Raw genomic sequence first — 13358 nt, 5'->3', positions numbered from 1 at the left:
CAGTACGACGATGAGGCCGACGGGAACGGCCACCGATCGGGTTTCGACGATTCCGCCGACGGGGGCCGCTGCTGGGCCACGGGGCGGGGCCGGGCCGGCGCCTGGGGAGACGGTGCCGCCTCCGCGGCACGGCCGGCGTAGGGCTGACCGGCGTGCGGAGAATCCACCCGGGGCTGGCCGCCGTGCCTCGGGCGGGCGTCCGGCGCCGGATGGCCCCCCTCGCCGGAATCGTCGAAACCCGATCGGTGGCCGTTCCCGTCGGCCTCATCGTCGTACTGGACGAATCCGCCGCGGCACGGTCGGCGGCCGGTGGCGGTACCAGCGCGGGTGGCGGCACAGGCGGACCGGCCGGCGGGGGCCTGTCGCGGGCCGAGTCGTTCCACCAACGGTCGCCGCCGAGGGGCCGGGGCTCATTCTCCCACCAGCGCCGCTGTTCATACGGGGTCGCAACGTGGGTCGGATCCGGCCGACCGGCCCCGGCGGCCCCGGCGAGCGCGGCCGCCCCAGCCCCGGCGGTACTGCGCCCCCGTGGCCAGGTCCCGTCGAGCAGTGCGGTCGCGGCGTCCCGCGCGTCACCGGCCCGGCCGCGTTCGCCGAGCAGGGTGAGCAGCAGGTTCTCGGTGGAGGGCCGGTCCCGGGGGTCGCGGGCGAGCGCGGACCGGACGATCGGCGTGAGATCCGGCGGCATGGCCCGCAGGTCCGGCTGACCCGTCAGGATCTTCTCCGACATCTCCAGGTAGGTGCCGTGGCCGTAGGGGTGACCGCCGGTGGCCGCGTAGCCGATCAGCAGTCCCCAGGCGAAGACGTCGACCGCCGGACCGAGCGCAGCGCCCTCCATCTGCTCGGGCGCCATCCAGCCGACCGAGCCGAGGACCAGACCCGTCTGGGTGCGGCCCTTCGTCATGTCGAGCGCGCGGGCGATCCCGAAGTCGATGACCCGGGGGCCGGAGTACGACAGCATGACGTTGCTCGGTTTGAGATCCCTGTACACGATGCCGGCCCGGTGGATGGCGGTGAGCGCGGACGCCACGCCGACCGCCACGCCCTGCAGTGTCGACAGCGGCAGCGGACCGGACGCGGTGACGGCCTGATCAAGCCGGACGCCGTCGATGTACTCCGTGACCAGATAAGGACGGCGCGCGTCGGGATCGGCGTCGAGTACCTGGGCGGTGCAGAAGGGCGCGACCCGCCGGGCGGCCGCCACCTCGTCCCGGAAACGTGCCCGGAATTCCGGGTCGGCGGCGAGGTCCGACCTGATCACCTTGATCGCAACGAACTTCTCGGCCGCGTCCTGGGCGAGGAACACCGTTCCCATCCCACCCGCGCCCAGCCGACCGACGACCTGGTAAACACCGATCGTGGTCGGATCATCGGGATGCGGCGCCTCGGCCGGATATCCGCCGATAGGCGAAACCCGACGCGCCGATCGTTCCGTCACTGTTCTCCCGCCCGTGTTATACCTCCGGCCGCGGCCCAGGTACCGTTCCGGCCTGGGAGCCGTCACCGGTGCCGCAATTGTCTCCCCGTGCAGGGAGACGAACCCATCATCACGCCACAGTCCGCCGTCGCCCAGTCTCTACGGGCATCCGCAACGGCGCTGAAGTCACGCTAACCCTCTCGAGTAAATCGATGTCGAGCGTTGTCCGCCAGCCGACGCGGCGGATCCGATCGTTCCCGCCAGCCGTATCCGAGGAGACCGCAGGTAGTCGACAACAACCACAGGTGGTCGACGACTCACCATTCCGCGGATGAAGGCGGGTGAGGCGTGTCTCCGGCAGGATGAGGGAGGGAACATCCACTGCTACCGGCCGGCTGCCCCGACAGCGCCGGTCGGCCGCCAAGCCTAGGGAGTCACCCGTGGTCACGCAGTCCGCCGATGCGCACCAGCCCGCGAACGCGGTCACGGAGACCGACCCCGCGGCCGGAGCGAGCGTCACCGGCGCCGTGCGGTCGGGGACGTCCCCGGTCGACACCGACGTCGACATGCTGATCGTAGGCGCCGGTCCGGCCGGCCTCTACGGCGCCTACTACGCCGGATTCCGCGGCATGTCGGTCGCGCTCATGGACTCGTTGCCCGAGGCCGGCGGTCAGGTCACCGCGATGTACCCGGAGAAGGTGATCTACGACATCGCGGGTCTGCCGGCCGTCCGGGGGCGGGAACTGATCGACGCCCTGTTGATCCAGGCGAACCAGTTCTCCCCCACCTACCTGCTGGGTCAGCAGGCCGCCGAGCTGGCCCACGAGCCGGACGCCGTGGTGGTGACCAGCAGCCAGGGCCTTCGGATACGCGCCAAGGTCGTCGTCATCACCGGCGGTCTCGGCACCTTCGCCCCCCGCCCACTGCCCACCGGCACCGCGCATCTGGGCCGCGGCCTGGTCTACTTCGTGCCCAAGCTCGACGTCCACACCGGCCAGGACGTCATCGTGGTCGGCGGCGGGGACAGCGCCTTCGACTGGGCGCTGGCCCTGGAGCCGATCGCCCGCTCGGTCACCCTCGTGCACCGGCGGGACCGGTTCCGGGCGCATATGTCCACAGTCGAGCGGGTCGAGGCGTCCTCCGTCGAGATCCTGACCTTCACCGAGGTCGCCATGGTCCACGGTGAGGAGTGGATCGAGAAGGTCGAACTGGTGCAGACCCGCACCGGCGACCGACATGTCCGACCCGCACAGGCGGTCGTCGCAGCGCTCGGATTCACCGCCGACCTCGGACCGCTGACCCGCTGGAATCTGACCATTGACAAGCGGCACATCGTCGTCGACCCGACGATGGCGACCGGGGTCGAGCGGATCTTCGCGGCCGGCGACATCACCGAGTACCCGGGGAAGGTCCGCCTGATCGCAACGGGTTTCGGGGAGGCCGCGACGGCGGTCAACAACGCGGCGCCGGTGGTGGACCCGTCGGCAAAGATCTTCCCGGGGCACAGCTCCGACGACGGCACCGGCGGCTGAGCGCCCGGCGGGCGTGGCCGACGGATGTGGCCGTTTCCGACCGGGCACCGGCGGACCCGCGGCGCACACTGGGAACATGCGCGGTCTACTGGTGATCGGTCACGGATCCCGGCGGGACGAGGCGAACGCGACGGTTCGGGAACTCGCCCACCGGCTCCTGGTAGATCCCGGCCATGTGGTCGCGCCATGGACGTGGGAGGCGGTCGAAGCCGCCTTCCTCGAAATCGCCCAGCCCGACATCGCCACCGGGTATGCCACCCTGGCCGACGCGGGATGCACCGAAATCGTCGCCTACCCGTTCTTCCTGTTCGACGGCAACCACACCCGCCGGGACATCCCGGCGGCACTGGAGGGCGCCCGCTGCCGGCACCCGACGACCCGATGGGTGCTGTCGGAGCCGCTCGGGCTGCACGCGAGCGTCGTCGACGCGGTCCGCGCGCGGCTCGACGACACCCTGCGTCTCCTGGTCCGCGAAGCCGATGCCGCTACCCTGAAGATCAACCCCCAGGCGAGCCGGCGGACCGGCTGGTGACGACGAAGTCCGCGACGGCGGCCGCGAGCGGATGGACCCCGGGTTCGGTGGGCACGATGTCCACCCGCATGCCCGCCGCCGCACAGGCCAGCGCGCTGCGTCGACCCATCGCCGCGATGAGCAGATCGGGCGGGAGAGGTCCGTAGATCTCGGCGGTGCTGCGGGCGGCGGTGGACGACGCGAAGGCCGCGACGTCGAAGTCGCCATGCCGGAGCTCCTCGGCGATCCGGGGATCCGGCTCGGCGGTCACGTCGGTGAGCAGCGGCACCCGGCGCAGGGAACACACCGCGTCCGGCGGGTCCGCCGCGCCGGCGATCAGCACCCGCGACGAGCCGGCGGGACCGGCAGGACCGGCAGGACCGGTCGACGATGGATCCGTGGACAGCGGATCCGTGGACAGCTCGGCGACGGGCACCGAGGCGAGGCCCAGGCCGTCAAGCGCTTCCGCGGCGTCCTCGCGGGCCGCGACGAGAGTCAGGCCGGCCAACGCCCGCACGTCGGTGCCGGCTCGACGCAGCAGGGTCACCACGGCGGCGACCTCGTCCGCATCGGCCAGCAGCAGGCCGCCCGCTCCCGGCAGCGCCGCCAGCAGCGCGGCACCGGCGTCCTTGACCGGCGCGGGCCGGGCAACGACGGTCTCGACCGCATCCGCGCCCAGCTGCCGCAGCCGGCGAGCCAGCAGACCCGGTCGCGGCCGGGTACGGGCCACGAGTACCCGGATCCCGGTGAGCGGCCCCGCCTCCAAGGCCAGCGCGTCCCGGCGCGCCGCGACCTCTCCGACCACGATCACCGCGGGAGACCGCACACCGGCCGCGATCGCGTCGATCGCCAGCGCGTCCAGGGTGGTCCGCAGGACCCGCTGCGCCGGGGTCGCCCCGCGCTCGATGACCGCGACCGGCGTCGCCTCGGGGCGACCGCCGGTGAGCAGCGCGTCGGCGATGTCCATGAGACGCGCCACCCCCATCAGGATGACGATGGTCGCCCGAGAGGCCGCGAGAGCGGCCCAGTCCACCGTCGACTCCGGATGGCCGGGTGGCAGGTGTCCCGAGACGATGGCAACTTCCTGCGCGAGACCACGATGGGTGACCGGGATGCCGGCACAGGCGGGTACAGCCAGCGCCGAGGTGACGCCGGGCACGACGGTGCACGCGACCCCCGCCGCGGTGCAGGCCTGCGCCTCCTCGCTGCCTCGCCCGAGCATGTAGGGATCGCCGCCCTTGAGGCGGACGACGCGCGCACCGGCGCGCGCCCGGCCGACGAGGAGCGCGTTGATCTCCTCCTGGGTCCACGACGGGGCGGCCGGGCTCTTGCCCACGTGGATGATCTCGGCGCCGGCCGGGGCGACGCCGAGGAGGACGGCCGCGGCGAGCCGGTCGGTGACCACGACGTCCGCGTTTGCCAGCACCTCACGGCCGCGAACGGTGAGCAGACCGGGATCGCCCGGACCCGCGCCGACCAGCCAGACCTCACCCACACTTCGCCCGTCCGTCACGGCGTGCACCGTACCTGCTCGGTTGTCTTCGAACACCGGCAGCCGGCAGGCCCGAGGAGGTCAGTGGATGCCGCACTCCGTCTTGATCGAACCGGCCCACCGGCCCTCCCGGCCGGCGCCCCGCCGGGTGCACGGCCAGCAGCCGACCGAGTCGTAACCATCGGAGAGGAGCGGGTTGACGATGACGCCGTGCTCGGCCACGTAGCGTTCGACGTCCTCGTCGGTCCAAGCCGCAAGCGGGTGGATCTTCACCTTGCCCCGTCGGGCGTCCCAGTCGACGACCCGGAGCTTCGCCCGGCTGGGCGACTCCGCCCGCCGCGACCCCGCGGCCCAGGCACGGTAGGGCGCCAGGGCCCGATCCAGCGGAACGACCTTGCGCATCCGGCAGCACAGGTCCGGGTCGGTCCGGTAAAGGTCCTGGCCGTAGACGGCGTCCTGGCCGACGACGGTGAGCTGCGGACGGGCGCTGATGATCGGCAGGTCGTAGGTTCCGGCCACCGCGTCCCGGGTACCGACGGTCTCGGGGAAGTGATAACCGGTGTCGATGAAAACCACGGGGACGTCGGACCGGATCCGGGCGAGCATGTCCACGAGGATCGCCTCAGCCATCGAGGCGGCGATCGCCAGCTTCGTCCCGAATTCCCCGACCGCCCAGCGCAGGATCTCCTCCGCCGGCGCGCCTTCGAGGTCGTCCCCGGCCCGCAGCGCCCGGGCCTGCAACGCGGCATCCATCAGCTCGTCTCCTCGTCGTCACGCAACCCGGCTCCGGCGACGCCGCGGGCGGATGCCGCGGTCGTCCACCGGGCAGCCGCCCGAGTGCTGTCCATTGCCGATCACCGTGCCGCCTGCTCTTCCGCCGTGCCGAACGCCCCGCCCGTGGTGACGGCGGTCCCGCCCGAGGCGACCGCGAGGGCCGTCAGACTCAGTCGGAAGCCCCGCAGGCAGGACCGGCACGCCCAGTACCCGTGGCCATGTCCCGCGCCGGAGCCCTCCGGCGGCGTGTCCGGGACGATGTCCTCCTCGCCGCAATACGGGCAGTAGAAGGGCACCACCCGCTCACCGCTAGCCATCTGCTGCACCGAGCGCCGTCAGTTGGGCCTCGTCGGCCCGCTCCGCCCAGTCCGCGAAGCTCTCCCCCGCGGTCCGGTCCGCCCGGTAGGTCTCCAACACCGCGACGACGTAGTCGACGAGGCCGTCGGCGGTCACCTTCAGACCACGCGACTTGCGGCCCAGCCGCGACCTGGTGCCCAGGTGCCCGCCGAGGTGGACCTGGAAGCCCTCGACCATCTCACCGGTGGCGTCGTCCGCTACCAGGGAGCCCTTGAGCCCGATGTCGGCGACCTGGAAGCGGGCGCAGGCGTTGGGGCAGCCGTTGACGTTGATCCCGATCGGCTCGTCGAAGTCGGGCAGCCGGCGTTCGAGCTCGTCGATGAGGTCGCGGGCCCGACCCTTGGTCTCGACGATCGCCAGCTTGCAGAACTCGATACCGGTGCAGGCCATCGTGCCGCGCCGGAACACGCTCGGGCGGACCACCAGGTCGAGCGCACCGAGTTCGGCCTCCAGCGCGTTGACGTCCGCGTCGGCGACATCGAGGATGACGATCTTCTGCGTCGTCGTGGCGCGGATGCGGCCCTGCCCGAACCGGTCGGCGAGGTCCGCCACCGCGCTCAGCGTGGTCCCGCTGAGCCGACCCGCCCGCGGTGCGAACCCCACGGCGTTGCGGCCGTCGCGCTGGCGGTGCACCCCGATGTGGTCGCGCCCCTCGCCGCGCGGCGGGGCCGGCGGCGGGCCATCGGGCAGCGCCGAAGCCAGGTACTCCTTCTCCAGAGTCGCGCGCACCCATTCGGCGCCCATGTCCGCGACCAGGAACTTCAACCGGGCGCGGGTGCGCAGCCGCCGGTAGCCGTAGTCTCGGAACAGCGATACGACGCCGTGCCAGACCTCGGCAACCCGCGCCGGCGGCACGAACGCGCCCAGCCGCACGCCGAGCCGTGGGTTCGTCGACAGACCGCCACCGACCCACAGGTCGTAGCCGGCTCCCAGCTCCGGATGGACGACCCCGACGAACGCGATGTCGTTGATCTCGTGCAACGTACAGTGGTCGGCGCAGCCGGAGATGGCGCTTTTGAACTTACGGGGCAGGTTGGCCAGCGTAGGGTCGCCGATGAACCGGCGGACGACCTCGTCGATCGCCTCGCTCCCGTCGATGATCTCGTCACCGTCGACCCCGGCGAGCGGGCAACCGAGGATCACCCGGGGGGTGTCGCCACAGGCCTCGGCGGTGGTCATGCCAGCGTTCTCCAGCGCCGCCCAGATCGCCGGCACATCCTCGATCCGGATCCAGTGGAGTTGGATGTTCTGCCGGTCGGTGACATCGGCGACGTCCCGGCCGTAGCGGGTGGAGACGTCGGCGATCACCCGGAGCTGATCCGAGGTCATCCGGCCGCCGTCGAGCCGGATGCGCTGCATGAAGTAGGAGTCGTCCAGTTCCTCGGGTTCGAGGATCGCCGTCCGCCCGCCACTGATCCCCGGCCGGCGCTGGGTGTACAGACCCCACCACCGGAACCGGCCCCGCAGGTCCTGGGGATCGATCCCGTCGAAACCGGTACGCGGGTAGAGGTTGAGGATGCGGTCCCGCACCTCCAGGCCGCCTTGGTCCTTCTTCATCCGCTCGTTCGCGTTGAGCGGCTCGGAATATCCCAACGCCCACTGGCCCGCTCCCTTGGGTCGGGACGGGCGCGCGGACCGGGCAGGAGAAGTCATGAGATCTCTCGGTGCGCAAGGAAGTCGCGGCGCCGACAGCGGGCGCCACGAACGGAGACGTCAGCGGGGGCGGCGACAGCCGGCGCTGGAGACCCGCAGCAGGTCGACGTGCAGACGGGCAACGAGCATCGGCTCGATCACCAGGCACGGCACTGCGGGGGACGACGCAGCCCGGCGCCGACGAGAGGCGCCGACCGGAAGGCCCGACGCCTGCCCAACCGGCACCCCACCAGCGAGGGCGCACGTAGTCACGAGCCCATGTTTCCACAGAAGTACGGCCGATGGGCAAGTCGGGGCACTGTCCGGCCTACTTCGACCCGCCACTCTGCTCCAAACTGCAACAAACCGGACGGCCAGCCCCGAGATCGTCCGTCATGGCCGATGTGGCCGATGTGGCAACCATGACAGCCACTGAGCATAAAACTCTATTATGCCAGTGGAGAAAATGAACAATTTTGCCGGTCACAAGATCGCTCAGATCGTCCGGTGGACGGCGCACAGCCGTCGGAGCTGCTCCACCAGCGGACCGGCGGCCAGCCCTTTCTCCAGCAGGGCGTCCGCGCCGAGTTCCAGCACCTGGTCGAGCAACGCATCCTCGGAGAATCCCGTGAAAATCACCACCGTGGCCCGCGGCACGACCCGCCGGATCCGCGGCAGGGCGGTGATGCCGTCGAGGACCGGCATGGCCAGGTCGAGCAGCACGAGGTCCGGCTCGGTGCGGACAACCTCGTCGATCGCCTCCGCGCCGTTGGACGCGGCGCCGACGATCACGAAGTCGGGTTCGGTCTCCAGCAACAGGCACAATAGTTCGCGCACGCCGTCCGCGTCGTCAACGACGACCACACGCCGTGGACCGGGCGGAGGCACCTGCTCCCCCGGAGCGGAACCACGGCCCGCAGCGGAACCGCCGACCAGGCCGACGGCCTTCTCCCCGACGAGCCCGACGGTGTCGGCATCCACCGAACGGCCGGTATCCACCATTCTTTTGTACGCGCCCCGCCCGACCCCGCGCATCGTCATTCAGGATGGTTTCCGAGGATGACCCACGTTGGCCATCAGGCCGATACCCGCAGACCGTCGCGAAGCACCGCAGCCTGGACGCGGCCGCGATAGCACACCATGCGGGAATAGCCCGTCCGGACGAGCCCTCGGCGATTCCGCTGCTTTCCGCCAACACTTCCGTGGCAACGCTCGCATTTCCCAACAATAACCCAAGAAGGTCGGCATAATGTCTCGACGGAGGCGCGGTACGACGGAGGACTTCCACGCTACGATCAATCGGTCGACCACGAAGCGCGACGCCGATCAACTTCGCCTCCCACGCGACAACCGAGAGTAATCATTAGAACTGGATGTGTATGGGACTTTTGGCCTCTAGTCAACTAGGGTGCAGCCTGGAGTAATCTGATCACTATCGGTGACTCTCTACTGGCCATCGGGCGGGCGACCGTCAGGCGGACGAGCAGAGACAGCACACGACTGCTGAGCTTCCCTCCTCGGGAGGCGGGACCTTGCCACGCGGAAGGACGTCACAGATGCGGCAACGGAGCCGAGGCCGGCACGATGCGGCGACCGCCGAAGACCTGCTACCCGCTGAGGTCCGACGGCGGCGCTGTGAACGTGTCCTCTCTCGGGAGGAGCTCGCCCGACGCACCGGCTACAGCCGCCAGTACATCGGTCAGCTCGAACAGCCCAGCCGAGGCATCCCCTCCCGGCCGGTGATCGCCGCAGTCGACGCGGCGCTGGAGGCCGGGGGCGCCCTCATCGACCTGCGTGAGGCAGCCGTCGCCGCCCGGGCGGAACGCCTGCGTCGCCGACCCGATCCGGAGCGGGAGTCCCGCCGCCGGGTTTCGGATCTGCTTGACCACCGCCGGTCGGACACCGAACTGGACTACCTCGATCGGTTGGTGGCCGATCTGATCGCCAAGGCCGATCGGCTCGATCCACAGGACGTCACCGCCCAGGTGCTGGAGCAGCAGAACGTCGTCGACAACCTGCTACACACGCCCATGCTGCCGCACCAGCAGTTCCGGCTGTTCATGCTCGCGGGTCACCTGGCCGGGCTGCTCGCCATCTCCCTGTTGGACGTGGACGAGCTCGCGGGAGCCAGCACCTGCTGCCTCGAGGCGGCGGTGTTCACCGAGCTGACCGGTCACGAAGGACTACGGGCTTGGACCCTCGCGGTCAACAGCCTCATCGACGCGGCCGCCCGGCAGGTCTGCGAGGGCACCGAACCCGGCATCGTGTCCGGCGACGGCCCCAGGGCCCCCGTGCCACCGGACCCACGGTCCGGGCCGCCAGGTGAGCCCAGCGCTCCGAGGTATGCTCTGGCCGGCGGGGATGATTCCGGTGGCGAGACTCTCGACGAGATGTTGATCGCGCCGGGCGGGCGAGCCACCCCGCCCCGGTTGATCGCGCTGGTAAAGGGCCGTATCGCGCGCTTCGCCACGGCGAGTACGCGCCGAGCGGTTCCGATTCCGCCGACCAGTATCTCCCACGCGTTCCGACCACCGGTCTGAGTGGCGCTCAGACGTCCGCGAAACGCAGTTCGCGCAGCGCCGGAACATCACCTCGCCGCGCGGCACGGCCGGCGAAGGCGATAATCCCCGCCTGCTGGCGCGCACCAAGCCGAAAGTCGAGAGTGGTGAAATACCGAGCCAGCGTGCCCGGATCGAACACCTCAAAACGGGCCGCCCGCGCCGCGACCTCGTCCACATCACGCAGCGCCAGGTCGAGTCCGGAGCGGAACGCGCCGTGCACCTCCTTGACCACCCCGGGACGGCGTTCGGCGAAGGACCGTCGGGCGGCCCACACGGCGAACACCATGGGCAGGCCGGTCCACTCCCGCCAGGCGGCACCGAGATCGATGAGCCGGAGAGGATGGTCCGGACCGCCCCGCTCGGCGTCGTAGGTCGCCCGTAGCGCGGCATCCCCGATGATCACCGCGGCATCCGCCTCCCGCAGCATCGACGGCAGGTCCGGCGGCATCGTCACGTACTCCGGTCGCAGGCCGTGGCACTCCTCCAGCAACATCCGGGCGAGCAGCACGCTGGTCCTGGACGTCGAGCCGAGCGCGACGGTCCGGATCTCCGCGAGCGGCGCCGCCGTGCTCAGCACGACGGACAGGACCGGACCGTCGGAGCCGACCGCGAGGTCGGGCAGCACGACGAGCTCGTCGGCATGCCGGAGGTACTCCACCAGGCTGATCGGACCGATATCGAGATCGCCGACGACCAGCGCGTCGTTCAGCCGGTCCGGGGTGTCCTTCGTCAGCTCGATGTCGAGCAGAGCACCGGAGTGGACCAGTCCCCAGTACAGCGGCAGGCAGTTCAGAAACTGGATGTGCCCCACCCGGGGACGGGCCTGGGTATCGCCGTCGTCGTCCGCTCCGGCTCCAGTCAACACCGTCCGCCCCGGCGCTCCTCCATGACCTCGATGACCACGCGGCGCTGGCGCAACGCCAGGGGATAGCTGAGCAGCCCGCTGAACACCACGGCCAGGGCGAAGGCCAGCAGCCCGTTCACCCCCAGCAGCAGGACCACGGCCAGCACCGCTCCGAAGAGCACCACGCGTACCGCGAAGTACCGCAGGTTGATGCCGAGCAGGCCGCGCTCGCCCGCCTGGCCCGATTCGGTCGGCGAGTCGGGCATCGCCCGCTGTGGCCACGAAACCCGCTGTGGCCACGAAACCCGCCGCCTACGCAATTGCACCATCACGTCCTCCGTCTCTTCGTCGGCACCCAGCCGAGCCGGCGCAGTACGGTCGGGAAGAAGCCCAGCCCCAGGAAGACGACGAACAGACCCAGCAGGCCGGCGGCACCGATCGGCAGACCGATCCAGTCGAGCACCACGTACCCGGCCACCCCCGGAAACAGGATCACCAGGAAGGCCAACACAAAGATCGATCCGATGCCGGGTGCTCCGTGGGGCCGGACAGGCCCGGAACCCCCGGGCGCCGGCGACTCCTCGGATCCGCGGGCCGGCCCCGGCCCCTCCCCGGTGCCCATCCGGTCCACCGGTCAGGCGTCGATCGAGGTCGGGACGTCACGCCGAGCCGGGTCGGGACCGTCGTAGACACGGATCTCCCGGTAGCGGGTGTCCCGCTCGACCGGGCGGAAGCCGGCGTCGCGGATGATTGCGAGCAGATCCTCGCGGGTCATGGTGTGCGGCGTCCCGAACCGGTCCGCATCGTGCGTGATCTTGTACTCGACAACGGAACCGTCGAGGTCGTCGGCGCCGAAGTTCAACGCGAGCTGCGCCGTGGTGAGACCATGCATCACCCAGAAGCACTTGATGTGGTCCACGTTGTCGAACAGCAGCCGGGAGACAGCGAACGTCTTCAACGCCTCGGCCCCCGTCGCCATCGGCTGGTTCATCAACCGGTTGCGCGGGTCACCGGCGGCGTCGTGCTGGAAGCGCAGCGGGATGAAGACCGTGAACCCGCCCGTGGAATCCTGCAGCTCACGCAGCCGCAGCACGTGGTCCACCCGGTGCCGGGGGTCCTCGATGTGCCCGTACAGCATCGTGCACGGAGTGCGCAGGCCCTTGGCGTGGGCGAGCCGGTGGATGCGCGACCAGTCCTCCCAGTGCGTCTCGTGACCGACGATCTTCTGGCGGACCTCCCAGTCGAAGATCTCCGCGCCGCCGCCGGTGAGCGACTCGAGTCCCGCGTCGATGAGCTCGTCGAGGATCTCGTCGGCGGACAGGCCGCTGATCTTCTCAAACCAGTGGATCTCGGTAGCGGTGAACGCCTTCAACGCGACGCCGGGCAGCGCCTTGCCGAGCTCCCGCAGCGAGCGCGGATAGTAGCGCCAGGGCAGCGTCGGATGCAGACCGTTGACGATATGCAGCTCGGTGATCCCGGCCGGCTCCATCTCCTTCGCCAGCCGGACAGCCTCCTCGATGCGCATGGTGTAGGCATCGGACTCACCGGGCTTGCGCTGGAACGAGCAGTACGCGCAGGACGCCGAGCAGACGTTCGTCAGGTTCAGATGCCGGTTGACGTTGAAGAAGGTCTTGTCGCCGTTCTTTCTGGTGCGAACCTCGTGGGCGAGACCGCCCAACCAGACGAGGTCGTCGCTGGCGTACAGCGCCTCCCCGTCGGCACGGCTCAGCCTCTCGCCGGCGGAAACTTTGGCCTCGATCTCCCGCTTGAGCCCAGCATCCATGCCTTCCAGCCTAGCCCGCCGGTCTCGGTGTCCTCGGATGCGAGCACGGCTGCCCGGTCACAGCCGCCCCGCGATCCGGCGGGGCGTCCGACTACTCGCGGCTACCCGGCGTTCCAGCTGTTCCCGCCGTTCCTGGCGTTCCCGGCGTTCCCCGCATCCGGGCGCTGAGCGGCCCGCTGTGCAGCCCTGCGCTGCATCCGCCCGAGCGGCCAGGTCAGCAGTCCGGCGACAGCGAACCCAACGAGCAGCGCCATCAGCAGGTTCAGCCCGACGGTCACCAGGATCACGGTGATCACGGCGAGGGCTGCGACGCGGATCAGGAAATACGGCAGTTGCGCGCGCAGGTTCACGTCCTGCGGCGCGGGCCGCTCGGCGCGAGTGGGACGACCCGGCCGCGCCGAGGCACCGCGGCCGCCCCCCGCCGAGGCGGATCTGCGTGCCGTGGCCCCGTCCAC

15 protein-coding genes are annotated in these 13358 nt (G+C 70.5%); 3 read left to right on the top strand and 12 right to left on the bottom strand.

Going from position 1 to position 13358, the window contains the following annotated elements; translation table 11 throughout:
* A partial coding sequence (locus AC08OX_RS08700) for a serine/threonine-protein kinase (RefSeq protein ID WP_476607338.1) occupies window positions 1–1438 on the bottom strand: 1438 nt, incomplete at its 3' end.
* 545 nt (window positions 1439–1983) lie between these two features.
* Between AC08OX_RS08700 and AC08OX_RS08695 the strand changes: the two genes are divergently transcribed.
* On the top strand, window positions 1984–2949 hold the full coding sequence (locus AC08OX_RS08695) for an NAD(P)/FAD-dependent oxidoreductase (protein ID WP_476607341.1): 966 nt from the start codon (window positions 1984–1986) through the stop codon (window positions 2947–2949).
* A 76-nt stretch (window positions 2950–3025) separates the two neighbouring features.
* Window positions 3026–3481 (top strand): sirohydrochlorin chelatase, encoded by a 456-nt coding sequence (locus AC08OX_RS08690; protein WP_476607337.1) that lies wholly within the window; start codon window positions 3026–3028, stop codon window positions 3479–3481.
* On the opposite strand, the gene cobA is transcribed toward AC08OX_RS08690, so the two are convergent.
* The 6 genes from cobA to AC08OX_RS08660 all read right to left on the bottom strand — a co-directional run bounded on the left by cobA (window position 3447) and on the right by AC08OX_RS08660 (window position 8696).
* Window positions 3447–4973 carry a uroporphyrinogen-III C-methyltransferase gene (cobA, locus tag AC08OX_RS08685; RefSeq protein ID WP_476607336.1) on the bottom strand — a complete coding sequence of 509 codons (1527 nt, stop codon included), beginning with the start codon at window positions 4971–4973 and terminating at the stop codon, window positions 3447–3449. The genes AC08OX_RS08690 and cobA overlap by 35 nt on opposite strands.
* 60 nt (window positions 4974–5033) lie before the next feature.
* Entirely contained in the window at window positions 5034–5705 is a 672-nt protein-coding gene (locus tag AC08OX_RS08680; protein ID WP_476607335.1) for a phosphoadenylyl-sulfate reductase, read from the bottom strand.
* 101 nt (window positions 5706–5806) lie between these two features.
* Window positions 5807–6043, bottom strand: coding sequence for a transposase (locus tag AC08OX_RS08675; protein ID WP_476607334.1), 237 nt, complete (start codon window positions 6041–6043; stop codon window positions 5807–5809).
* On the bottom strand, window positions 6036–7736 hold the full coding sequence (locus AC08OX_RS08670; protein WP_476607333.1) for a nitrite/sulfite reductase: 1701 nt from the start codon (window positions 7734–7736) through the stop codon (window positions 6036–6038). The genes AC08OX_RS08675 and AC08OX_RS08670 overlap by 8 nt, the downstream gene beginning before the upstream one ends.
* 60 nt (window positions 7737–7796) lie before the next feature.
* Window positions 7797–7877, bottom strand: a complete 81-nt coding sequence (locus tag AC08OX_RS08665) for a putative leader peptide (protein ID WP_476607340.1) — start codon at window positions 7875–7877, stop codon at window positions 7797–7799.
* Between the two features lie 333 nt (window positions 7878–8210).
* Entirely contained in the window at window positions 8211–8696 is a 486-nt protein-coding gene (locus tag AC08OX_RS08660; RefSeq protein ID WP_476607332.1) for a response regulator, read from the bottom strand.
* A gap of 575 nt (window positions 8697–9271) precedes the next feature.
* Between AC08OX_RS08660 and AC08OX_RS08655 the strand changes: the two genes are divergently transcribed.
* Window positions 9272–10255, top strand: coding sequence for a helix-turn-helix domain-containing protein (locus tag AC08OX_RS08655; protein WP_476607331.1), 984 nt, complete (start codon window positions 9272–9274; stop codon window positions 10253–10255).
* Window positions 10256–10262: 7 nt separating this feature from the next.
* On the opposite strand, the gene AC08OX_RS08650 is transcribed toward AC08OX_RS08655, so the two are convergent.
* The 5 genes from AC08OX_RS08650 to AC08OX_RS08630 form a co-directional block, all read right to left on the bottom strand.
* Complete coding sequence (locus tag AC08OX_RS08650; RefSeq protein ID WP_476607339.1) at window positions 10263–11138, bottom strand: menaquinone biosynthetic enzyme MqnA/MqnD family protein; 876 nt, start codon at window positions 11136–11138, stop codon at window positions 10263–10265.
* A complete protein-coding gene (locus AC08OX_RS08645; protein ID WP_476607330.1) occupies window positions 11135–11386 on the bottom strand; it encodes a hypothetical protein in 252 nt (83 codons plus the stop codon). Before AC08OX_RS08645 ends, AC08OX_RS08650 begins: the two co-directional genes overlap by 4 nt.
* Before the next feature lie 62 nt (window positions 11387–11448).
* Complete coding sequence (locus AC08OX_RS08640; RefSeq protein ID WP_011434980.1) at window positions 11449–11742, bottom strand: hypothetical protein; 294 nt, start codon at window positions 11740–11742, stop codon at window positions 11449–11451.
* Window positions 11743–11754: 12 nt separating this feature from the next.
* Window positions 11755–12903 (bottom strand): aminofutalosine synthase MqnE, encoded by a 1149-nt coding sequence (mqnE, locus tag AC08OX_RS08635; RefSeq protein WP_476607329.1) that lies wholly within the window; start codon window positions 12901–12903, stop codon window positions 11755–11757.
* A 101-nt stretch (window positions 12904–13004) separates the two neighbouring features.
* The coding region (locus AC08OX_RS08630; protein ID WP_476607328.1) for a hypothetical protein at window positions 13005–13358 on the bottom strand (354 nt) is incomplete at its 5' end.

It is taken from the genome of Frankia sp. CoBUL1 (assembly GCF_978021245.1).
The sequence above is the reverse complement of the archived record's forward strand: the minus strand, read 5'-3'. Positions and strand labels throughout refer to the sequence as shown.

Coding starts and splice junctions, on each gene's coding strand:
- AC08OX_RS08695 (WP_476607341.1), top strand. CDS start 1,984: ATGCTGATCGTAGGCGCCGGTCCGGCCGGCCTCTACGGCGCCTACTAC.
- AC08OX_RS08690 (WP_476607337.1), top strand. CDS start 3,026: ATGCGCGGTCTACTGGTGATCGGTCACGGATCCCGGCGGGACGAGGCG.
- AC08OX_RS08680 (WP_476607335.1), bottom strand. CDS start 5,705: ATGGATGCCGCGTTGCAGGCCCGGGCGCTGCGGGCCGGGGACGACCTC.
- AC08OX_RS08675 (WP_476607334.1), bottom strand. CDS start 6,043: ATGGCTAGCGGTGAGCGGGTGGTGCCCTTCTACTGCCCGTATTGCGGC.
- AC08OX_RS08670 (WP_476607333.1), bottom strand. CDS start 7,736: ATGACTTCTCCTGCCCGGTCCGCGCGCCCGTCCCGACCCAAGGGAGCG.
- AC08OX_RS08655 (WP_476607331.1), top strand. CDS start 9,272: ATGCGGCAACGGAGCCGAGGCCGGCACGATGCGGCGACCGCCGAAGAC.
- AC08OX_RS08645 (WP_476607330.1), bottom strand. CDS start 11,386: ATGCCCGACTCGCCGACCGAATCGGGCCAGGCGGGCGAGCGCGGCCTG.
- AC08OX_RS08640 (WP_011434980.1), bottom strand. CDS start 11,742: ATGGGCACCGGGGAGGGGCCGGGGCCGGCCCGCGGATCCGAGGAGTCG.
- mqnE (WP_476607329.1), bottom strand. CDS start 12,903: ATGGATGCTGGGCTCAAGCGGGAGATCGAGGCCAAAGTTTCCGCCGGC.